This is a genomic window from Paranoxybacillus vitaminiphilus (assembly GCF_003259935.1).
Taxonomy (GTDB): domain Bacteria; phylum Bacillota; class Bacilli; order Bacillales; family Anoxybacillaceae; genus Paranoxybacillus; species Paranoxybacillus vitaminiphilus.
In genome coordinates this window covers 136,959-158,212 of the sequence record NZ_QLMH01000001.1, presented here as the reverse complement: position 1 = coordinate 158,212, position 21,254 = coordinate 136,959, and the positions used below count along the sequence as shown (strand labels likewise).

Annotated in this window: 25 protein-coding genes; 7 read left to right on the top strand and 18 right to left on the bottom strand. The window is 40.7% G+C overall.

Translation table 11 applies throughout. From position 1 onward, the window contains the following. Positions 1-58: 58 nt before the first annotated feature. Positions 59-514 (bottom strand): pyridoxamine 5'-phosphate oxidase family protein, encoded by a 456-nt coding sequence (locus B0I26_RS00845; RefSeq protein WP_111643580.1) that lies wholly within the window; start codon positions 512-514, stop codon positions 59-61. A gap of 154 nt (positions 515-668) precedes the next feature. Here B0I26_RS00845 and B0I26_RS00840 point away from each other — a divergent pair, with 154 nt between their 5' ends. Continuing rightward, positions 669-869, top strand: a complete 201-nt coding sequence (locus tag B0I26_RS00840) for a YlaI family protein (protein ID WP_111643579.1) — start codon at positions 669-671, stop codon at positions 867-869. A 210-nt stretch (positions 870-1,079) separates the two neighbouring features. On the opposite strand, the gene B0I26_RS00835 is transcribed toward B0I26_RS00840, so the two are convergent. From B0I26_RS00835 to typA, 3 genes are read right to left on the bottom strand one after another with little or no spacing between them, the layout of a single operon-like run. Next, positions 1,080-1,367: a hypothetical protein gene (locus tag B0I26_RS00835; protein ID WP_111643578.1), complete on the bottom strand. Its 288-nt coding sequence runs from the start codon at positions 1,365-1,367 to the stop codon at positions 1,080-1,082. Positions 1,368-1,379: 12 nt separating this feature from the next. Further along, the gene (locus B0I26_RS00830; RefSeq protein WP_111643577.1) at positions 1,380-1,676 is read right to left on the bottom strand and encodes a YlaH-like family protein; all 297 of its coding nucleotides are present in this window, start codon (positions 1,674-1,676) and stop codon (positions 1,380-1,382) included. 15 nt (positions 1,677-1,691) lie between these two features. Then, positions 1,692-3,533, bottom strand: a complete 1,842-nt coding sequence (gene typA / locus B0I26_RS00825; protein WP_111643576.1) for a translational GTPase TypA — start codon at positions 3,531-3,533, stop codon at positions 1,692-1,694. Between the two features lie 122 nt (positions 3,534-3,655). Between typA and B0I26_RS00820 the strand changes: the two genes are divergently transcribed. Continuing rightward, positions 3,656-3,841, top strand: a complete 186-nt coding sequence (locus B0I26_RS00820; RefSeq protein ID WP_111643575.1) for a YlaF family protein — start codon at positions 3,656-3,658, stop codon at positions 3,839-3,841. Between the two features lie 122 nt (positions 3,842-3,963). Here the strand turns inward: B0I26_RS00820 and B0I26_RS00815 are convergent, their stop codons facing one another. The 4 genes from B0I26_RS00815 to B0I26_RS00800 all read right to left on the bottom strand — a co-directional run bounded on the left by B0I26_RS00815 (position 3,964) and on the right by B0I26_RS00800 (position 6,591). Next, on the bottom strand, positions 3,964-4,758 hold the full coding sequence (locus B0I26_RS00815) for an inositol monophosphatase family protein (RefSeq protein WP_111643574.1): 795 nt from the start codon (positions 4,756-4,758) through the stop codon (positions 3,964-3,966). Positions 4,759-4,958: 200 nt separating this feature from the next. Beyond that, positions 4,959-5,147 (bottom strand): hypothetical protein, encoded by a 189-nt coding sequence (locus B0I26_RS00810; RefSeq protein ID WP_111643573.1) that lies wholly within the window; start codon positions 5,145-5,147, stop codon positions 4,959-4,961. Positions 5,148-5,335: 188 nt separating this feature from the next. Next, entirely contained in the window at positions 5,336-5,605 is a 270-nt protein-coding gene (locus B0I26_RS00805; RefSeq protein WP_111643572.1) for a UPF0223 family protein, read from the bottom strand. Positions 5,606-5,631: 26 nt separating this feature from the next. Continuing rightward, entirely contained in the window at positions 5,632-6,591 is a 960-nt protein-coding gene (locus tag B0I26_RS00800) for an NAD(P)H-dependent flavin oxidoreductase (protein ID WP_111643571.1), read from the bottom strand. Positions 6,592-6,762: 171 nt separating this feature from the next. On the opposite strand from B0I26_RS00800, the gene B0I26_RS00795 reads away from it, so the two are divergent. After that, complete coding sequence (locus B0I26_RS00795; RefSeq protein ID WP_111643570.1) at positions 6,763-8,232, top strand: aminotransferase class I/II-fold pyridoxal phosphate-dependent enzyme; 1,470 nt, start codon at positions 6,763-6,765, stop codon at positions 8,230-8,232. A gap of 256 nt (positions 8,233-8,488) precedes the next feature. Here the strand turns inward: B0I26_RS00795 and B0I26_RS00790 are convergent, their stop codons facing one another. Next, positions 8,489-8,605 carry a GapA-binding peptide SR1P gene (locus tag B0I26_RS00790; protein ID WP_111643569.1) on the bottom strand — a complete coding sequence of 39 codons (117 nt, stop codon included), beginning with the start codon at positions 8,603-8,605 and terminating at the stop codon, positions 8,489-8,491. A gap of 203 nt (positions 8,606-8,808) precedes the next feature. Next, a complete protein-coding gene (locus tag B0I26_RS00785) occupies positions 8,809-9,114 on the bottom strand; it encodes a DUF3055 domain-containing protein (protein ID WP_111643568.1) in 306 nt (101 codons plus the stop codon). Positions 9,115-9,391: 277 nt separating this feature from the next. On the opposite strand from B0I26_RS00785, the gene B0I26_RS00780 reads away from it, so the two are divergent. Beyond that, complete coding sequence (locus B0I26_RS00780; RefSeq protein ID WP_111643567.1) at positions 9,392-9,826, top strand: DUF1885 family protein; 435 nt, start codon at positions 9,392-9,394, stop codon at positions 9,824-9,826. A gap of 27 nt (positions 9,827-9,853) precedes the next feature. Here B0I26_RS00780 and B0I26_RS00775 read toward each other — a convergent pair whose 3' ends face one another. From B0I26_RS00775 to B0I26_RS00750, 6 genes are all read right to left on the bottom strand, one after another. Further along, entirely contained in the window at positions 9,854-10,096 is a 243-nt protein-coding gene (locus tag B0I26_RS00775; RefSeq protein WP_111643566.1) for a hypothetical protein, read from the bottom strand. A 180-nt stretch (positions 10,097-10,276) separates the two neighbouring features. Continuing rightward, entirely contained in the window at positions 10,277-11,686 is a 1,410-nt protein-coding gene (gene lpdA, locus B0I26_RS00770; RefSeq protein WP_111643565.1) for a dihydrolipoyl dehydrogenase, read from the bottom strand. Between the two features lie 4 nt (positions 11,687-11,690). After that, complete coding sequence (locus B0I26_RS00765; RefSeq protein WP_111643564.1) at positions 11,691-13,010, bottom strand: dihydrolipoamide acetyltransferase family protein; 1,320 nt, start codon at positions 13,008-13,010, stop codon at positions 11,691-11,693. Between the two features lie 158 nt (positions 13,011-13,168). Then, positions 13,169-14,146: an alpha-ketoacid dehydrogenase subunit beta gene (locus tag B0I26_RS00760; protein WP_044893917.1), complete on the bottom strand. Its 978-nt coding sequence runs from the start codon at positions 14,144-14,146 to the stop codon at positions 13,169-13,171. A gap of 3 nt (positions 14,147-14,149) precedes the next feature. Continuing rightward, the gene (pdhA, locus tag B0I26_RS00755; RefSeq protein ID WP_111643563.1) at positions 14,150-15,259 is read right to left on the bottom strand and encodes a pyruvate dehydrogenase (acetyl-transferring) E1 component subunit alpha; all 1,110 of its coding nucleotides are present in this window, start codon (positions 15,257-15,259) and stop codon (positions 14,150-14,152) included. Positions 15,260-15,673: 414 nt separating this feature from the next. After that, positions 15,674-16,306: a YkyA family protein gene (locus B0I26_RS00750; RefSeq protein ID WP_181502656.1), complete on the bottom strand. Its 633-nt coding sequence runs from the start codon at positions 16,304-16,306 to the stop codon at positions 15,674-15,676. A 145-nt stretch (positions 16,307-16,451) separates the two neighbouring features. Between B0I26_RS00750 and def the strand changes: the two genes are divergently transcribed. Next, complete coding sequence (gene def / locus B0I26_RS00745) at positions 16,452-17,006, top strand: peptide deformylase (protein ID WP_111643561.1); 555 nt, start codon at positions 16,452-16,454, stop codon at positions 17,004-17,006. A gap of 122 nt (positions 17,007-17,128) precedes the next feature. On the opposite strand, the gene B0I26_RS00740 is transcribed toward def, so the two are convergent. Continuing rightward, positions 17,129-17,902 carry a Cof-type HAD-IIB family hydrolase gene (locus tag B0I26_RS00740; RefSeq protein WP_111643560.1) on the bottom strand — a complete coding sequence of 258 codons (774 nt, stop codon included), beginning with the start codon at positions 17,900-17,902 and terminating at the stop codon, positions 17,129-17,131. Continuing rightward, positions 17,877-18,800 (bottom strand): DMT family transporter, encoded by a 924-nt coding sequence (locus B0I26_RS00735; protein WP_111643559.1) that lies wholly within the window; start codon positions 18,798-18,800, stop codon positions 17,877-17,879. The genes B0I26_RS00740 and B0I26_RS00735 overlap by 26 nt, the downstream gene beginning before the upstream one ends. 561 nt (positions 18,801-19,361) lie before the next feature. Here B0I26_RS00735 and B0I26_RS00730 point away from each other — a divergent pair. Both B0I26_RS00730 and rnjA read left to right on the top strand, forming a co-directional pair. Beyond that, a complete protein-coding gene (locus B0I26_RS00730) occupies positions 19,362-19,571 on the top strand; it encodes a DNA-dependent RNA polymerase subunit epsilon (RefSeq protein ID WP_111643558.1) in 210 nt (69 codons plus the stop codon). A 2-nt stretch (positions 19,572-19,573) separates the two neighbouring features. Further along, positions 19,574-21,241 carry a ribonuclease J1 gene (gene rnjA, locus B0I26_RS00725; RefSeq protein ID WP_111643557.1) on the top strand — a complete coding sequence of 556 codons (1,668 nt, stop codon included), beginning with the start codon at positions 19,574-19,576 and terminating at the stop codon, positions 21,239-21,241. The last annotated feature ends 13 nt before the right edge of the window (positions 21,242-21,254 follow it).

Below are 21,254 nucleotides of genomic sequence, written 5' to 3'. Positions count from 1 at the left end.
AACCCAATAGCCGAATACGTGTGAGGTCAGACACTTACAGGTCAGCCCCTATGTATCGCTATGCATTGCGAAGGGCTGTCATTACTTGATTGTCCAGTTTTGCTGCCGCCTGCGCATCATACGTTTTCTCGTATTTTGGTTCTACAGAAATTTTTGAACCATAAAACATGACATCGCGTACTTCATTAATTTCAATTTCCACAAGCGCTAATTTCAAAGGAACTTCTTCTATTTTTTCAACCTTCACATGCGCTTTTCCACTGATCGAATATGTCGATTCATTCGCAATTAAATTCACGGCAACAAGCGGATTGTTTTTAATATTTTGCACAATTCGTGAGCGATTATCTACCGCAAAATAAATCCGGCTTTCATCAGGAGCATAAATCCATGAAATCGCACTCACATTTGGTCCACCTGTTTCATGGTCGATGGTGGCAATGGTGACAAAGCGTTCTTTTTGCAGCGCCTGGAACAACGGTTCGATTAATTTTGGTTCTACTTGATTTGCCATATAGACCCCTCCAAAATGATATATTATTATTTTGATCATACTTATTTTTGCATAAACGTAAAACGAAAACCAACATTTCTCCAAAAAAGTATAAAAAATCATGATATACTGTATTCATAAGCTTTTATTTTTCTCAATAAAAAAGAGGTGCATCATGAAAGTAAAATGTGTTCTTTGTGATAAAATTGACGTCATTGATGATGAATCACTGTTGGCCAAACGCTTGCGTAACCGCCCGATTCATACATATATGTGCCCAGAATGCCATGAGCGGATAACCGAAAAAACAAAGGCACGGCTGGCCACCGGAAAATTCCGTTTTTACCGTTCAACGACTTCTGAGGATGATTGGTAATGCTGCCACTCTTACTAGCAGCATTATCTTAAGGTTCCTTTTTAAGTGAATTCGGCAATAAACCTCTCCTACTTCCCCTCCGTTGATAAGGGGGAGGACTTCGCGGAAAATGTCAAAGAAATGCTGATAGATATGCCATTTTTTAATGGATTTGTACCCGCATTCTATATGCTCGCATATAAAAAAACCGAGCCAGCCAAGCTCGGTTTTTTATGTCGGATAATTAGCGTACTTTTCCGGTTCGCTGTTGATTTGTTCTAACATGACCTCAATTAATTCCGCAGGGAATCGCGTTGTTTTTGGCTGCTCATCCTGCTCATACGTAATGAAATACATTGTTTCATCTTTTGTAGTATGAAGATTTGTTACTTGAAAATCATTTTTTAAAATTTCCGCAAAAAACCTTTCTGTTTCCCTCGCTGCTTGATCGTTCGGCCGCGCATCAGCTACCACTTTAATCGTCAGCCAGTTATATAACGCATCTTGGAGCGATTTCATTATCCCACCGCCTTATTTCTTCGCCTGATGGAGCCGTACTTTATAAATGATAAGCACAAGTGCTGCAATAACAAGACCTTCGGCAACAGGCAAAAAAACGGCAAAAAATGTTAAAATCGTACACCCTAATGCAAGTAAAACGTATATGATGACATTTTTCAACAGCGGCAATTTTTTCGCAAATCCGAGCCGATAGACGATGACGGAAAGAACGAGTACAGTAAAATAAAGAAGCCACATCCCTCGTTCCGGATGTGTATTCACTTGATAAAGTGAAGCAAAAAACGAGAGCCGCTCAACAATGTCCATTCTTCTCCCTCTCCTTTACTTGGCTTGCTCGGCGAGTTTCTTTTTCTTCGCGATTTTCTCGCGTTCATTTTTATCTAAAATCTTTTTGCGCAGGCGAATGGATTGTGGCGTCACTTCGCAATATTCATCGTCATTTAAGTATTCAAGCGCTTCCTCAAGTGTCATAATGCGCGGCTTTTTCATTGTGATGGTTTGTTCTTTTGTTGAAGAACGAATATTTGTCATATGCTTTGTTTTACAAATATTCACAACTAAATCATTTTCCCGTGTATGCTCGCCAACAATCATTCCTTCGTATACTTCCGTTCCCGGTTCAACGAAGATCGTGCCGCGGTCTTCTACTTGCATAATCCCGTAAGCAGTCGCTTTACCTGTTTCCATCGAAATAAGCACCCCTTGACGGCGGCCGCCGATTTGTCCGGGCTGCATCGGCTGATAGCTGTCAAATGAATGGTTCAAAATCCCATAACCGCGCGTTAACGACATAAACTCTGTCCGATAACCAATCAGCCCGCGGGACGGCACCATAAAGATGAGACGCACTTGACCGTTTCCGTTATTAATCATATCAACCATCTCGCCTTTGCGGGCACCAATCGATTCTATAACCGCTCCGGTATATTCTTCCGGAACATCAATCTGTACACGTTCAATCGGTTCACAAACAACACCATCGACTTCTTTTAAAATGACTTCCGGTTTCGATACTTGCAATTCAAAGCCTTCGCGGCGCATATTTTCAATTAAAATCGATAAATGAAGCTCTCCGCGTCCGGAAACAATCCATGCATCAGGAGAATCCGTGTTTTCGACTCGTAAGCTGACGTCCGTTTCCAGCTGTGCGCGTAACCGTTCTTCAATTTTCCGCGCCGTAACATATTTTCCTTCCCTGCCGGCAAATGGGCTGTTATTAACAAGAAACGTCATTTTTAATGTCGGTTCATCAATCCGCAATACCGGAAGCGCTTCTTGATGGTCAACTGGACAAACCGTCTCCCCAACATTGATATCTTCCATTCCGGAGACTGCCACTAAATCTCCAGCTTTCGCTTCTTCAATCTCGATTCGCTTGAGGCCAAAAAAGCCAAACATTTTTGTCACACGAAACTGTTTTACTGAGCCGTCTAATTTCATTAATGCAACTTGCTGGCCGACTTTCATCGTGCCGCGGAAGATACGGCCAATCCCAATTCGTCCAACATAATCGTTATAATCAAGCAGCGACACTTGAAATTGCAGCGGCTCTTCACTGTTGTCCACAGGAGCAGGAATATGTTTAATAATCGCTTCAAATAAAGCAGTCATATCTTCATCTTGCTTGTCCGGATCTAAGCTCGCCGTACCATTAATCGCAGAAGTATAAATAACCGGAAATTCCAGCTGTTCCTCTGAAGCATCCAGTTCAATAAACAAATCGATGACTTCATCGACGACTTCCGCCGGCCGGGCAAATTCACGGTCAATTTTGTTCACAACGACAATAGGGGTTAAATTTTGCTCAAGCGCTTTTTTTAACACAAAGCGCGTTTGCGGCATACAGCCTTCATAGGCATCAACAACAAGCAGCACCCCGTCAACCATGCGCATAATACGTTCGACTTCACCGCCAAAATCAGCATGCCCCGGAGTATCTAAAATATTAATTCGTGTTCCTTTATAATGAATCGCCGTATTTTTGGCTAAAATGGTGATGCCGCGCTCACGCTCTAGATCGTTTCGGTCCATTGCCCGCTCTTCTACATGTTCATTGGCGCGAAATGTTCCGGCTTGGCGCAGCAATTGGTCGACTAGCGTCGTTTTCCCATGGTCAACGTGAGCGATAATCGCAATATTACGAATGTCATTTCGTACTTTCAAACTTGTCCACTCCCATGTTTATAATAGCTTACCTATTATACCATAAACACGGTAGAAAAGCGGAATGTTTTCGTGTACACTAAAAGGCAAGATACTGTGAACAAGCGAAGGGAGTTATAAGCATGAACTCATTTCAACCCGTTTTCCTCTTTTTTGCCGTGCTGGCTGCTGCTTGCATAATGGCGATTGGCATTTTTATTGCCGAAAGAAGCCTTCTCGGCATCATTTTTTCGCTCATTGCCCTATTAGCGACAATGGGTGCCGGTTTTATGACAAAAAAACGGATGCGCAAAAAAGAGGAAATATAGCAGGGAGGCTGCCCAAAAGCAAAGTGTCAGACCAAACAACACAATATAGGACATAACATCGGTTAAACGAACGATATATTGTGAAATGGAGATGGGGTCAGACACTTATGGGCCAGCCCCTTTTACTTACGAACATATTTATTTAAAATTTCTTCATGCAGTCCAGGTTTTGCTACAAGAACAGAATTTTCTCCGAGTAAATTTAACGGTTCACCGTACAAATTGGTGACAATGCCTCCCACTTCATTAACAAGCACTAATCCCGCCGCAAAATCCCATGGCGATAACCTCATCGTAATATATGCATCTAAACGTCCTGAAGCCACATAGGCCATTTCAAGAGCAGCTGAGCCGTATGAACGTGTTCCGCGTGCATCTTTTACTAGTGGAGCTAACACATTCGCATCAATTCGCTTATTTTTTGTTACCCATGTGGCGTTAATCGAAACAATCGATTCGGAAATCGATGTTTCCGCCAACGGCGAAAGCTTAACACCATTTAAAAACGCTCCTGTCCCTTTGTGAGCATAATATAGCTCATCATGAACGACATCATAAATATAGCCAATCATTCCGATACCATCTTCATAAATGCCAACAGAAATCGCAAAATTGCGTTGTTGATGAATAAAATTCATCGTACCGTCAATCGGATCAATAATCCAAACAATGCCTTCTAACGCAGTTAAGCGATCGCCAAAGCCTTCTTCTCCGAGCACGCGATGCTGTGGAAATGTATGTCGTATATTTGCAATAAAAAACTGCTCAATCTCACGGTCAACATTTGTAACTAAATCAGTGCGGCTCGACTTTGTTTGAATCATTAACTGTTGCTGAAATGTATCTTTAATCCGCGCTCCTGCTTCTTTTATCCACTGTTGCGCATACTGGTCGATTTTTTTCCATTTTTCATTCATCTGAAATTCCTCCTGCCATCCTATCGCAACCTTTTCTATTCAATATCCTTTACTCATCACAAAAACATATGTAGGAATATAAATTAGATTAGTGCAATTCCTTTTTCTTATCAAGTATCAAGAAAAATCGCTTTTTCAAAACTTTCGGATGTTGAACGAAGAAAAAACGAACCCGTCTAGGTTCGCTGCGATTTTTCACATTAAATTCCAAGGCGAATCATCTCTTGACGTAATTTTTCTAATTTACGTTTGCATTCTTTTTTCTTTTCTTCATCATTTTCCATCATCGCCTCATAGAGAGTTGCTAATTCATAATCTAACTCAAGGCGCAATACCGCAATCCGTTTTTCACCGTCCGTACGCTTAAAACCATTCACCACTTTTTTCATAACAAGGAGCACCCCTTTCTGTATAATCGCGAAAGCCCGTTTCCAAAAAAGAGAATTTTCTGATATTTTATTTTTATATATATTATGTTAAGAAAGGGGGCTATGCAACAAAATTGTGCAAGTGTCTATCTTTTGTTGTCTCCCCTGCTTAGCTAACACGCTTGAAGCGAGGGGAGAAAGTGCTTGTTTTACATTTTAATAAAGTCACTGCTTTTTGCTTCTTTCGCTTTTTTCATTACCAAATAGGAGGAATAGCCGCTGACTTCTTCAAATTCACCGCACAGCTTCTTTTCCTCGCTCTTGCTCGGAACAATTTCTTTAAAGCGGCGATATGCATTCATGAGCTGCTCGCGCTCAATTCCTTTTTCATAAGCCTTCTCAATCGCTTCAAAAAATTTCACGACATCAATAATTTCTTGCGCCGTCCAATCGTATGAAATTGGGTATGCGTAGTTCAAAAATAACACCTCATTTATTTGTATTTTTAGATTGCCCATTGCTTGCGAATTTGTTCCGCTTGCTGAATCATGCGCGCAAAAAGTTCTGCAACCGTTGGCACATCACGAATAAGTCCCATAACTTGACCGGCCCATGCAAAACCCTCGCTCGTTTTTCCTTCATAAATAAAGCGACGATTCGCTTCTCCGCTTATATACTCTTTTAAATCTTCATAAGTGCCTCCATTCTTTTCAATTTCTAATATCTTTTCTGTCCATTCATTAGCAATCGCACGCCCTGGAGCTCCTAAGCTTCTTTTGATGACAACCGTATCGCTTTCCGAACTTTTTACAAGCATTTCCTTGTAAACCTCGTTCGCATGTACACATTCCTTTGTTGCGATAAAACGTGTTCCCATCTCAATTCCTTCCGCACCAAGCGCAAACGCTGCCATTAAGCCGCGTCCATCGCCAATTCCCCCTGATGCAATCACCGGAATAGAAACAGAGTCGACAACTTTAGGAATGAGCACGAATGTACCGATATCATGTTTTCCTAAATGCCCGCCGCCTTCCTGTCCAACAACCATGACGGCATCAGCACCGAGTTCTTCTGCTTTTACTGCCTGGCGGGCAGCCGCAACAAGCACCAATTTTTTTACGTCTACCCCTTTTAATTGTTCAAATATCGGAGCAGGATTTCCGCCTGTCATCGAGATAACGGGAACTTTTTCTTCGATGGCTACTTCAAGCATATGGGCAAACGGCCTGCCATGCTGGCCAATGGCAAAGTTCACACCAAATGGTTTATCCGTTTTTTCCCTCACTTTCTTAATTTCTTCACGCAATTGTTCTGGTGTTTCCAATGACATCGCTGTAATTTGCCCTAATCCTCCTGCATTGGAAACCGCAGCCGCTAAATCAGCATAAGCTAAATAAGCAAGTCCACCTTGGATGATTGGATATTTAATTCCTAACAATTTTGTTACTCTTGTTTCCCAATTCATCTGCCACTCCCCCTTTATATAATTGTATATTTCGTCTTATTCATACAATATCCTTTCATAAATTCACTTTAAAATTTTCTTTGCAAACATAAAAATAAGTGCTATAATGCATTTGTTTTATGTAAAAAGATCTCGATTGTTGACTATAGATTAAAGAGGTGTGGGGAAACGTTGTCACAGTTTGAAACGCCATTGTTTACCGGGTTGTTAGAGCATATAAAGAAAAATCCTATTCAGTTTCATATCCCAGGGCACAAAAAAGGTGCAGGAATGGATCCACATTTCCGAGATTTTATTGGTGAAAATGCATTAGCGATTGACTTAATTAACATTGGTCCACTCGATGACTTACATCAACCAAAAGGCATGATTAAACGCGCCCAAGATTTGGCTGCTGAAGCATTTGGAGCTGACTATACATTCTTTTCTGTGCAAGGAACAAGCGGAGCGATTATGACAATGGTCATGTCTGTCGCAGGACCTGGCGATAAAATTATCGTACCGCGAAATGTTCACAAATCTGTCATGTCTGCTATTGTGTTTTCAGGAGCAACGCCGATTTTTATTCATCCGGAAATCGACAAAGAACTTGGGATTTCCCACGGCATTACTCCAGAGGCAGTTGAAAAAGCGCTAATACAACACCCTGATGCGAAAGGTGTTCTTGTCATTAATCCAACGTACTTTGGCATTGCCGGGGATTTAAAGAAAATCGTGGAAATCGCTCATTCATACAATGTCCCTGTGCTGGTCGATGAGGCGCATGGCGTACACATTCATTTTCATGAAAAATTACCCCTTTCTGCGATGCAAGCGGGCGCTGATATGGCAGCAACAAGCGTTCATAAATTAGGCGGTTCGATGACGCAAAGCTCTATTTTAAATGTTCGTGAAGGCTTAGTGTCAGCCAAACGCGTTCAAGCCATTTTAAGCATGCTGACGACAACTTCAACATCGTATTTATTGCTTGCCTCATTAGATGTTGCCCGCAAACGCCTTGCGACAGAAGGCCGTGAGCTTGCAGAAAAAGCAATTCAATTAGCGGAAAAAGCGCGCAAAGAAATTAATGAAATCAAATATTTATACTGTGTCGGCGAGGAAATTCTCGGAACAAAAGCAACGTACGATTATGATCCGACAAAATTGATCATTTCCGTCAAAGAGCTGGGCTTAACCGGGTATGATGTGGAAAAATGGCTGCGCGAAAACTACAATATCGAAGTCGAACTGTCTGACCTTTATAACATTTTATGTATCATTACACCTGGGGATACAGAAAAAGAAACAAACACTTTAGTGAACGCACTTCGCCATTTATCTGAACAATTCAGCCATCAAGCTGCTGAAGGCGTCAAACCAAAAGTGCTGCTTCCGGATATTCCGGTTCTTGCGTTAACACCGCGCGATGCTTTTTATTCGGAAACGGAAGTCGTTCCATTTGAAAAATCGGCGGGACGAATCATCGCAGAATTTATTATGGTGTATCCGCCTGGAATCCCAATTTTTATTCCAGGGGAAATTATTACACAAGAAAACTTAGAGTATATTAAAAAGAATCTTGAAGTAGGACTCCCAGTACAAGGTCCTGAGGATGATACATTAAAAACATTGCGGGTCATTAAAGAACATAAAGTGAAGTGATTCGCTAACTTTAGGTGCAGCATCATTTTGCTGCACCTTTCTTACAATTTAAATAATTCCTCATGAAGCCAAAAGAGACACATTACTTATCAATCGATTAACATCCATAAATATACCTTTTCTATTTATGTAAATCACAAATAATTTCCCAAATCCATTGATTATAATAAAGCAATAAAAAGAAAAACGCATGCTATCCCGTTCGCATGCGTTTGTATATCCAAAACCTTCCCCCATTTGTTTGACCGTAACTCTATTATTCTTCTGTTTCGTCATTGTCACATTCGTTACATTGACCGTAAAGTGTTGTCACTTTTTCATCTTCGAAATGAGCGATGGTTGAATTACATGTTTGGCATACAATTGTTCCCATCTTCATACCCCTTTTCTCAAAACGTCTTGAAAACGCTTAATGTTTTACTAATTAAATAATAATATATCACATTTCAGATGTCAATCATAAATTGTATAACACATTAATATTTTGATATCGCTATTTTAATTTATATGTGTAATATAAAAAAGAAAATGAAATAAATAAGCGAAGCAGGCTGAAAAGTCTGCTTCGCTTATCGTTTATTCATATTGTGCTGCTTCTAATGGAGCAAATGACGGTAATGTATCCTTGAAAAATTCTGCTAAATCAGCAGCTTGTTCAATTGTGTCAATACGGAAAATTCGCTGCAGAGATTCGTGGTCTTCTATATCTTTTGGATCGAGGAGAGCTGAGCGGCCTGTTTGCATGCAAATGACAAGAGGTTTGCCGAAGAACATGTTCGTGTAGACGATACCAAAGTCATAGCGGGCATCTTTTGTCGTAAAGCCGACAAAACGGACCTTTACTTTTTCATGCTCGTCATACAGCTTTTCAAATAAGTTCATAGAACCCCTCCTTTTGAATGTTTGAATTCTATTATAACTTAATGATCCCATTTCATCAATAAAAAATTCTTGCGCTTGCATCACTCTATCATTGATCATAGAACAGGCTTGCAATCTCGATCCACTTTGCACCATAAGGCGCGATTACCCGAGAAGCGCCCACTTCATTTGCTGACGCAAATTTGAAGCGGGGGTAGTTCACTTTTTCAAGTTGTGCTTTCTTTCTATCAAATGGTAGAATGAAAGAGAATCTCGAAATAGCAGAGGTGGTTGGACAATGGCAACACATGCATATATTAAACTAGTTCCTGCATCGAAAAAGAAAACGATTACATTGTCAGAAGTAAAAGAATTATTTCAATATTACCAAGACATCACAAAGAAAACAGGCGAGCAATTGGGATGGAGTTATGCAGAGGCGGCATTTCCTTATACGATCGTGGAGACAGATGAAGGAAAAGAACAATGGTTTTACTTAAAAGGAAAAAGTGACCGCTACCGAACAATTATTGTCGGTGTTGGACAAGAACAAATTCCGAGTGAAGATGCCGATGAAACAGAAGAACAAACGTTTATCCAAATCACCTTGCCGCAAGGAGCAACACATGGTGACAAAGGAAAAGCGAATGAGTTTTGCAAATTTCTCGCTAAAAAACTAGAAGGAGAGCTGCATTTATTTAATGGCCGCGTAATGTATTATTATAAACGATAGCTATTTAAGCGCTATCGTTTTTTCGTTTTAATGAATAAGACCCCAAAATAATTGCTGGAAGCTAAAATAAACAATAAGTGTCATAATCGTAGTGAATAACGCTTTTTTTGTGCATAATCCCATTTTTTGTGCCAACAGAAAGGCGATATACAAAAATACACAAAGAAGCATTCCTTTAAAAAAAGGGCGATCTCGTGCCGAAAGCCACTCTACAAGCGAAAAGGCACTCCAAATCAGCGATTGCGTCACAAATACAACATATTCCTTCATTATAAAGCCCCCCATATACTTTCTTATCATAAAAATATGTACGTGCTTAGACAATTATTTTTATAATCGTTCTAAAACCAAAAAAAGAGGCTGACCAACAAGTGTCAACCTCTACATGGCAATATATACAAGCTATATATTGCGAAATTTAGACACTTATCAGTCAAACCTCTTTTTTCATTATTTGATGATGTGAATTGGACTACCAAGAGCTACTTCCGCCGCTTCCATCGCAATTTCACCTAATGTTGGATGCGCATGAATCGTCATGGCAATATCTTCTGCTGTCATACCTGCTTCAATCGCAAGTCCTAACTCAGCGATCATATCAGAAGCGTTTGGACCAACGATTTGTGCACCGATGATGACACCGTCATCTTTGCGCACGACAAGCTTCATGAAGCCATCTGCATCATTAAGGGCAAGCGCACGGCCGTTTGCGGCAAATGGGAATTTAGCTGTTGTCACTTCAATGCCTTCGTCTTTTGCTTGTTTTTCGAAATAGCCGACAGAAGCACATTCTGGGTCAGAGAATACAACGGCAGGAATCGCCAGATAATCAATTTCTGACGGATGGCCGGCAATCGCTTCCGCAGCAATTTTTCCTTCGTAAGACGCTTTATGTGCTAGAGGCGGACCGGCAACAATATCGCCGATTGCGTAAATGTTAGGTACGCTTGTACGGCACTGTTTATCAATTTCGATAAGACCGCGCTCAGTCATTTTAATGCCTAATTGTTCAAGGCCTAGCTCTTCTGTGTTTGGACGGCGTCCTACAGTCACAAGCACATAGTCAGCATCAACTGTTTTCGTCTCGCCTTTCACTTCAAATGTAACCGTTACGCCATCTTCACGCTCTTCAACACCTTTAGCGAGCGCGTTTGTAAATACGTCGACGCCTTTGTTCTTTAAGCGGCGCTTCACAACTGCCGTCATTTGCTTTTCAAATCCAGAAAGAATTTCGTCAGCACCTTCAAGAATCGTTACTTTTGTACCAAAGTTTGCATATGCAGTACCAAGCTCTGTGCCGATATAGCCACCGCCGATGACTACCATTGATTTCGGAATTTCTTGCAAGTTCAGTGCACCAGTAGAGTCAAGCACACGTTTGGAGAACTTAAATCCCGGAAGTTCAATCGGACGGGAACCTGTTGCGATAATGGCATTTTGGAACTTATATGTTTGTGCGCTATTTTCCGTCATGACACGCACTGTATTGGCATCAACAAAATATGCTTCCCCGCGAACAATTTCCACTTTATTTCCTTTTAGTAATCCTTCAACACCGCTTGTTAACTTTTTAACAACGCTGTTTTTCCATTCTTGTACTTTCGAAAAATCAACTGTTACATTTTCCGCTTTTATTCCCATGTCCTCTGAGTGTTTGGCCACTTCAAAGCGATGGCCTGCGGAAATTAATGCTTTTGATGGGATACACCCAACATTTAAGCACACACCGCCGAGATTTGCTTTCTCGACAATCGTTACTTTTTGTCCTAATTGGGCAGCGCGGATCGCTGCTACATAGCCACCAGGACCTGCACCAACCACAAGAGTTTCCGTTTCAATCGCGAAATCGCCGACTACCATTGTTTTACGCCTCCATTAATAATAATTCTGGGTCGTTTAGTAAACGTTTAATATGATTTAATGCATTTTGTGCTGTTGCACCATCAATCATGCGATGGTCAAAGCTTAAAGACAATGCCAATACTGGAGCAATAACAATTTCACCGTCACGAACAATTGGCTTCTCGCTAATACGGCCAATACCAAGAATCGCCACTTCTGGATGATTAATGACTGGAGTAAACCATTGGCCGCCAGCGGAACCGATATTCGTAATTGTGCAAGATGCGCCTTTCATTTCATTTGGAAGGAGCTTTCCTTCGCGTGCTTTTGTAGCCAGCTCGTTAATTTCTTTCGCAATCGCAAAAATAGATTTACGATCCGCATGCTTCACAACAGGTACAAGAAGACCTTTGTCTGTATCAGCTGCAATACCAATATTGTAATAATGTTTATAAATGACTTCATCTGTTGCATCATCGATGGATGTATTTAATGCCGGGAATTCACGCAACGCAGATGTTAAAGCTTTTACAACGTAAGGCAAGAACGTTAACTTGATGCCTTTTTGCGCCGCGATTTCTTTGAATTTTTTGCGATGAGCAACAAGTTTTGTCACATCGACTTCGTCCATCAATGTAACATGCGGAGCCGTGTGTTTTGAATTCACCATTGCTTTTGCAATCGCACGGCGGATGCCGCTCATTTTCTCGCGAGTTTCTGGGAATTCTCCTTCAATCACAACTGGTTGAGCAGCAGGCTTAGCTTCTGCTTTCGGAGCTGCTTTTTCCTCTGCAGCCGTCTGAGCAGCTGGAGCTTCTTGAACTGGTGCAGCTGCTGCTGCGCCACCGGCTAAGAATGCGTCAATATCGCTTTTTAGCACGCGACCATTTTTTCCTGTTCCTTGCACAAGACGAATGTCTACGCCTTTTTCACGCGCATATTTACGTACAGAAGGCATAGCAATAACGCGACGGTTTGGATCGACTGCTGCTTCCGTTGGCATAGATGCAGCCGCTTGTTGAGCAGGAGCCTCTTCTTGTATAGTTTCCTCATTTTTTGGCTCATCATCATGGTCTTGTCCTTTAAATTTTAACCCTTCATATCCCGGAGCGTCAAATTTAACTAATGTTTGACCAACCGTTGCAACGGTTCCTTCCGCAACTAAAATTTCTAATACTTTTCCTTTGACTGGTGATGGAATTTCTACAACTGCTTTATCGTTTTGCACTTCGCAAAGCACATCGTCTTCATTGACTTCATCACCCGGCTTTACGAACCATTTGACGATTTCACCTTCATGAATGCCTTCACCGATATCCGGCAATTTAAACTCGAATGCCACTTTTCGTCGACCTCCTATTGTCTTTTTCAGTTCGGAGCTGACCCATAAGTATCGGACCTCACGTGCATTTCGCAATATGTCTATGTCATATTGTGTTGCGGGGCCTGACACTCCGCTTTTTGGGTCAGCCTCATTGCCCAATTAATGCTTTTTCAAAATTAGAAGTTCATTACTTTCTTTGCCGTTTCGATTACATCTTTAAAGTTTGGCAACCAAACTGGCTCAGCTTGAGAGAATGGATAGATTGTATCAGGTGCAGCTACGCGCAACACAGGAGCTTCAAGGCTAAGAATTGCTCGATCATTAATTTCTGCCACAACGTTCGCTGCAATACCTGCTTGTTTTTGCGCTTCTTGAACAACGATCGCACGTCCTGTTTTTTCAACCGATGTAATGATTGTTTCGATGTCTAGCGGTTGAACTGTACGCAAGTCAATGACTTCCGCAGAAATTCCTTCTTTTTCTAGTTCTGCAGCTGCTTTTAATGATTCATGCACCATTGCACCATACGCGATAATCGTTAAATCTTTTCCTTCGCGTTTAATATCTGCCTTACCGATAGGAATCGTATATTCTCCTTCTGGTACTTCTTGACGGAAAGAACGGTAAAGCTTCATATGCTCTAAGAAAATGACAGGATCATTATCGCGAATCGCCGAAATTAATAAACCTTTTGCATCATAAGGTGTAGAAGGAATAACAACTTTTAAGCCTGGTTGTTGTGCGACTAATCCTTCTAAACTATCTGCGTGCAGCTCCGGCGTATGAACGCCGCCGCCGAACGGAGAACGAACAGTAATCGGCATGCTGAAGCGCCCGCCTGAACGATAGCGCATACGAGCCATTTGACCGCTAATGGAATCCATCACTTCGTATACGAATCCGAAGAATTGAATTTCAGGGACCGGACGAAAACCTTGTACAGCTAAACCAACAGCAAGTCCACCGATTCCTGATTCAGCAAGAGGAGTATCAAATACGCGATCTTCGCCAAATTCCGCCTGCAATCCTTCTGTTGCGCGGAACACCCCGCCGTTGAGACCCACATCTTCTCCAAACACTAAAACGTTTGGATCATTTTTCAACTCGATGCGCAAAGCATCTGTGATTGCTTGAATCATTGTCATTTGCGCCATGGTTTACTTCGACTCCTTCTCTTTATAAATTTCATATTGCTCTTTTAAGTTGAACGGCATATTTTCGTACATGATGCTCATTAAGTCTGTTACTTTTTGTTTTGGTGTTTCGTCTGCTTTCTTAATCGCCTGTTTAATGTCTTCTTTCGCTTGTTCGATCACTTGATTTTCTTCTTCTTCGCTCCATAAGCCTTTCTTTTCTAAAAACTTGCGGAAACGAACGATCGGATCTTTCTTTTCCCACTCGTCTTCTAATTCTCTTGAACGATAACGTGTCGGATCGTCACCAGCCATTGTGTGCGGACCATAACGGAACGTTAATGTTTCGATTAATGTCGGGCCTTCACCATTAATAGCGCGCTCGCGAGCTTCACGCACAGCCACATACACTGCTAATGGGTCCATACCGTCGACTTGGATACCCGGAATACCGGCAGCTACTGCTTTTTGCGCGATTGTTTTTGCTGCAGATTGTTTTTCTACCGGCGTAGAAATCGCAAAACGGTTGTTTTGTACAACGAAAATGGCCGGTACATTGAAAGCTCCCGCAAAGTTAATACCTTCATAGAAGTCGCCTTGGGAAGCTCCGCCGTCACCTGTATATGTAATCGCAACCGCTTTTTTGCCACGTTTTTTAATACCAAGCGCAACACCTGCTGCTTGAATGATTTGCGCACCGATAATAATTTGCGGCGGCAATAGATTTACTCCTTCAGGAATTTGATTGCCATGGAAATGACCGCGTGAGAATAAAAATGCTTGATAAAGCGGAAGTCCATGCCAAATCATTTGTGGAATATCACGGTAAGCAGGTAAAATAAAATCTTCTTTTTCAAGAGCAAACTGGCTTGCGATTTGGCTTGCCTCTTGCCCAGCTGTTGGCGCGTAGAAACCGAGACGGCCTTGACGGTTTAAGGAAATGCAACGTTGGTCTAGTACGCGAGTGTACACCATACGACGCATAAGCTCTTTTAGCTGCTCGTCGCTTAAATTCGGCATCGCCGCTTCGTTTACAACTTCGCCTTCCTCATTTAAGATTTGGAACGTAGGAAATTGTTCAGCAATTTTTTCAAGCTGCTTTTTTACATCAAATTGGGATCTTTTTGCACCCATCACGTTCACCTCTACCTTTCGTTTGTTTTATGAAAAATAAAATCGCAGACAATACATACAGCATTAATTTGCCCAAAATTGTTTATACGCAGACAAAATTTGCAATAGGCGCCTTAAAAGACTTGACAACTGGCACTATCATTGGCAAGAAGCGGAAATGATTTATTCTGTATTAATTTTTTAAAGAAAAAAATTAATACAACCCTTGCTCGTCATTTCAAGTTTACACCTTATTACTTTTATCGTCAATTACTTTAAACTTCTATAATATATCGAGGTTAACATATTGCTATTTAATGTAAAAAAATAACTCAAACTCACCAATCTGTTATATTATACGTATAGTTCTGTACTAATACTGTTCCTCTCAATTTTTCCACAAAATAAAAAAGACTGTCATGATGACAGCCTCTCTTATTTTAATTTTTCGAATAATGCTTTTTTTTCTTCATTATATTGAACCGTATAGCGATTAAACTGTTCATTCGCTTTTTTAATCTGATGATAAGCAGAATTAATTTTTACTACTTGTTGTTCTAATTGCTCTAAAGTTAACTGCTCATTTTGAAACATTCGATACAAATCAATTTCTAATTGCAATGCTTGCTGGTAATAGTTGTAAAGTTCATCATACGTCATATAGCGCTTCTCTAGCAGTCCGACTAAATGCGAAGCGTCTTCTTTAATCAGCTGATCAGAAAGCAAAGATATTTCTGTTTTTACTGCTTCCAATTGCTTCTTTGCCATCTGAATGCTGTCATATTCTTTTTTTATCCGTTTTTCCCTTTTTTCAATAATCTTTAACGCTTCTTTGGATAGCCTTGAAATTTCTGAGAACTGTTTCATGCCAAGCGACATAACGCGATCATAAATTTCTTTTTCTTTCTTTTCTAACTCAACAAGAGACTTTTGTTGCTTATTGAATTCTTCCTCATATTCGACTAGCTTTTCCAATGCTGATAATAAAGACTGTTCTCGGGGAAGAATGCTGCAGCCGGCAATAAACAGCAAAATAACAAACAATAATTGAGCTTTTTTTGAGAGCACCGTCCATTCTCTCCCCTTTCTTTCAAAAATTTTCAAATCGATTGTTAAGTAGTATACAAAAATAAATCACATCATTCAAGTTTACGGCAAAAACGAAAATTTGTTAGACTAAAACCATACATGATGTGCAAAAGGAGTGAAATAAATGATTACAATGAAAGATATTATTAAAGAAGGACATCCGACATTGCGTAAAGTGGCAGAAGAAGTTTCTCTTCCTGCTTCTGAAGAAGATAAAAAAATTTTGCGCAGCTTAATCGAATATGTAAAAATGAGCCAAAACCCTGAATTAGCGGAAAAATATGGACTGCGTCCTGCAATTGGCCTAGCTGCTCCGCAAATTAATGTGTCAAAACGAATGATTGCCGTTCATGTAACGGATGAAAAAGGAACGTTATACAGTTACGCTCTTTTCAACCCAAAAATTATAAGCCACTCCGTTGAACGATGTTATTTAACAAGCGGAGAAGGCTGCCTTTCCGTTGATCGTAACGTTCCAGGGTATGTCCCCCGCTACGCTCGAATTACCGTAACAGGCACTACTCTTGAAGGAGAAGAGATAAAAATTCGTCTGAAGGGCTTACCGGCTATCGTATTTCAGCATGAAATCGACCATCTAAACGGAATTATGTTTTATGATCATATCGATAAAGAAAATCCATTTAAAGTTCCTGATAATGCGATACCGATCGAGCGATGAACCATTCGATCTTCTTCGAAAAAGAAAGCTGCCCCTAAAGCAAATCGTCAGACCACGCAAAAGGCTGTCTCAAAAATCCAAGGGTCAGTCCCTTATGAGACAGCCTCAAATTTCCCTTTCATTTAAATTAATTGCAACTGCTTTAAACCATATAATATCCCTTCCTCAGCCACATCCTTTGTCACAAAATCAGCTGCTTTTTTTACTTCCTCTCTTGCATTTCCCATCGCTACGCCTGTCCCGACAAAACGCAGCATCTCAATATCATTGAGACCATCACCAAATGCATATACATCTTCTTTTTTAATCCCGAACTTTTCAATCATTCGTTTAATCCCTTCCGCTTTTGAACCGCCAAATGGAAGAACATCTGTTGATACAGCATGCCAGCGCACAAAATGAAATTCACTATATTCATGAATATATAAATGTTCCTCTTCCGGTTTACAAAATAAAAGCGCCTGGTAAATATCGCGATTTTCATAATAAAACGGGTCCAGCTCTGGATGAGTAAACTTCAAATTCTCCATGCTTACATGAATATGCGGATGATTATCCATGCTTGCTCTCATCGTCTCTGCATCCATAAAGACGAGCGGATGCCCGTTTTCGTGAGCATACTCTTTTAAATCGTGAAGTCTTTCCCTGTTCAACGGATTTTGATAAATGACTTCTCCCTCAAATACGACATATTGGCCGTTAAAGCTGACGTAAGAATCTATTCCTAAACGTTTCCGTAAATCAGCAAACATAAACGGCGCTCTGCCCGTAGCGATGGCGACATGAACACCGGCATCTTTTAAAGCTTGTACCGCTTGAACGGTCGAATCAGGCAATTTTTTATTTTCATCTAACAATGTTCCATCAATATCAAAAAATACGATTTTCTTTTTCATAATTCTCTACCCCACCTATACGTTGTTTCTCTCTTTTATTGTATGATGATAAATAAACGCCGCCAAATATGAAAAGTAATCCTAAAATCATATGTGCGGAAATCGTTTCGTCCAATAGCATCGCCCCCCAAAACGTGGCGCTGACTGGAACGATATACGTAACAAGCGAAGCAAATTCCGCACTTCCTTCTTTCACTAAATAATAATACAATAAATACGCAATTCCAGAACCGAGTGCACCTAATCCGATCAATGCCAAAATGATTTCGCTTGATTGAATGATATGAATCGGAGTTCGATTAAATAGCTGCATACAAACAAAGCTAATGACAGAAGCCATTGTTAATGTAGTAAAAGAAATTTGCGTGATAGTTAAATGCTGCAAATATTTTTTCGATAAATGGGCACCTAATCCATAGCAAATTGTCGCTGCCATCATCATCATAACACCGAAAATATTTTCTGATAAAATATTTTCGAGTTTGACATCTGCCAATACAAAGATTCCCACAAAACCTAAAAGTACACCAACCCATTGTCTTTTCGTTAATGTTGTCGAAAACCAAATCGAGCCTATCACCATTGTCCAAAGCGGTGTTGCAGCATTAATGAATGACGCCATGCTGCTGGAAATCAGCGTTTCACTTAACGCAATCAATCCCCAAGGCAGTGCGTTATTGAACAACCCAACGAGGAAAACAGGCCAAAATGGAATCTTACGCCACCGAACAAATTCCTTTTTAACAAGCATAACAAGTAAAAGCATGAATGCCCCAAAAAAACAGCGCCAGAAACTAACTCCCCAATTTCCAAGATCATCAACAAGAATTTTAATAAAGAAAAAGGACATGCCCCAAATAATGCTTAATCCGGCAAGCGCTCCGTAAAGTTTCCCCACTGTGTCAATCCCCTTTTATTCACTGTTTAATAACATTAAGCTAACGGAATAACATGGAAATGTCAAACAATTTACAACTCCGCTTACTCCACATTTATCCATGAAAAACAAAGCTTCTAGCACATATACTAATGACAAGAATACGAACACATTTACTTTCATTAAGAAATGGATAAAATATAAAGTAAGGAGTGATGGTGATGCTTAAAAAGCTCAAGAAGAAACTGCTCCGACAATGGAAAGATTTGCTTCGAAAAAAATCAATTGCTTAGAGGCTTTCCCATTAAGGGTCTGACCTCACGCAAAATTCACCATATATCGTGTAATGGCGAAAGATGTACGATATATTGTGGTTGTGGGGTCTGACCCTTTCCTTTTGTTTTTTAAAACAGCCTCTTCTTTGTCCAATTGTTCGGCCATGAATGAAAAGAGCAAATTCCGTCAAAGATGATACAGACCTTTTCTATGTCCTTATTTTTATAGAAAAAACATGAAAATCATTAACTTTTTATATATAATAAAAAAAGTTAAGCAATAATCGGTGAGTAAGGAGAGATAGTTATGATTTTCAAAGTGTTTTATCAAGAAAATCCAGATGAAGTGCCTGTGAGAGAAAAAACGAAAACATTGTATATTGAGGCAGAATCAGAGCGCGAAGTACGCCGAAAACTGCAAGACCGTGCAATAAATATTGAGTATATTCAGCCGCTTGAAGGTGCTCATTTAGAATACGAAAAACAAAACCCTGATTTTAAAGTATTGGAGATTTGAACATGAAGTTTCTTAAAGAAAACCAAGTAGGCGTTTTTGCCCTTGGCGGCTTGGGCGAAATCGGCAAAAATACATACGGTGTACAATTCCAAGATGAAATCATCATTATCGATGCCGGCATTAAATTTCCGGAGGACGAATTGCTTGGAATCGATTATGTCATCCCGGACTACACTTATTTAGTAAAAAACGCCGAAAAAATTAAAGGGCTATTTATTACTCATGGGCACGAAGATCATATTGGCGGCATTCCGTACCTGCTTCGCCAAGTTAATGTTCCAATTTACGGTGGAAAGCTCGCTTTAGGTCTTATTAGAAATAAACTGGAAGAGCACGGATTATTAAGCCAAACTAAATTGATTGAGATTAAAGAGGACGATGTGATCCGCTTTCAAAAAACTGCGGTCACATTTTTCCGGACAACTCACAGTATCCCTGACAGCTACGGCATCGTCGTGAAAACACCAGCTGGACAAATCGTGCACACGGGAGACTTTAAATTCGACTTTACTCCTGTCGGTGAACCAGCAAACTTAACAAAAATGGCGGAAATCGGAAAAGAAGGCGTGCTTTGCTTACTGTCTGACAGCACAAACAGCGAAATTCCTCATTTTACAATGTCAGAACGCCGCGTCGGTGAAAGCATTCATGATATTTTCCGCAAAGTGCAAGGAAGAATTATTTTTGCGACATTTGCTTCCAACATCCATCGCCTCCAGCAAGTAACAGAGGCAGCCGTTTTAAACAACCGGAAAATTGCTGTCTTTGGCCGCAGCATGGAAGCAGCTATCGAAATCGGCCAACAGCTCGGCTATATAAAATGTCCAAAGGATACGTTTGTTGATGCAGCCCAAATTAACCGCTTGCCGGCAAACCGTGTAACGATTTTATGTACAGGAAGCCAAGGAGAACCGATGGCAGCACTGTCGCGAATTGCCAGCGGCACACACCGGCAAATTCAAATTATGCCTGGCGATACCGTCGTCTTCTCTTCCTCTCCAATTCCGGGCAATACCGTAAGTGTCAACCGTACCATCAATATGCTTTACCGCGCCGGGGCTGACGTTATTCATGGTCCGTTGAACGATATTCATACATCCGGGCACGGCGGGCAAGAAGAGCAAAAGCTTATGATTCGCCTGATGAAACCAAAATATTTTATGCCAATTCACGGTGAATACCGGATGCAGAAAATGCATGCAAAACTTGCTGTTGATTGCGGTGTTCCTGAGGAAAATTGCTTTATTATGGATAATGGCGAAGTGCTGGGCTTGAGTGAAGATGAGGCTGGCATTGTTGGCAAGATTCCGTCAGGCTCCGTTTATATTGATGGAAGCGGTATTGGCGACATCGGCAACATTGTCCTGCGCGACCGCCGCATCCTTTCTGAAGAAGGGCTTGTCATTGTTGTCGTCAGCATCAATATGAAAGAATTCAAAATTGCTGCAGGTCCTGACATTATTTCACGCGGATTTGTTTACATGCGTGAATCCGGTGATTTAATTAATGATGCTCAAGCACTCATTGCCAAACATCTTGAGAAAGTATTGGAACGTAAAACAAACCAATGGTCGGAAATTAAAAACGAAATTACTGATACACTGGCACCATTCCTTTATGAAAAAACCAAACGGAGACCGATGATTTTGCCGATTATTATGGAGGTATAAGAAACGCCCCCCA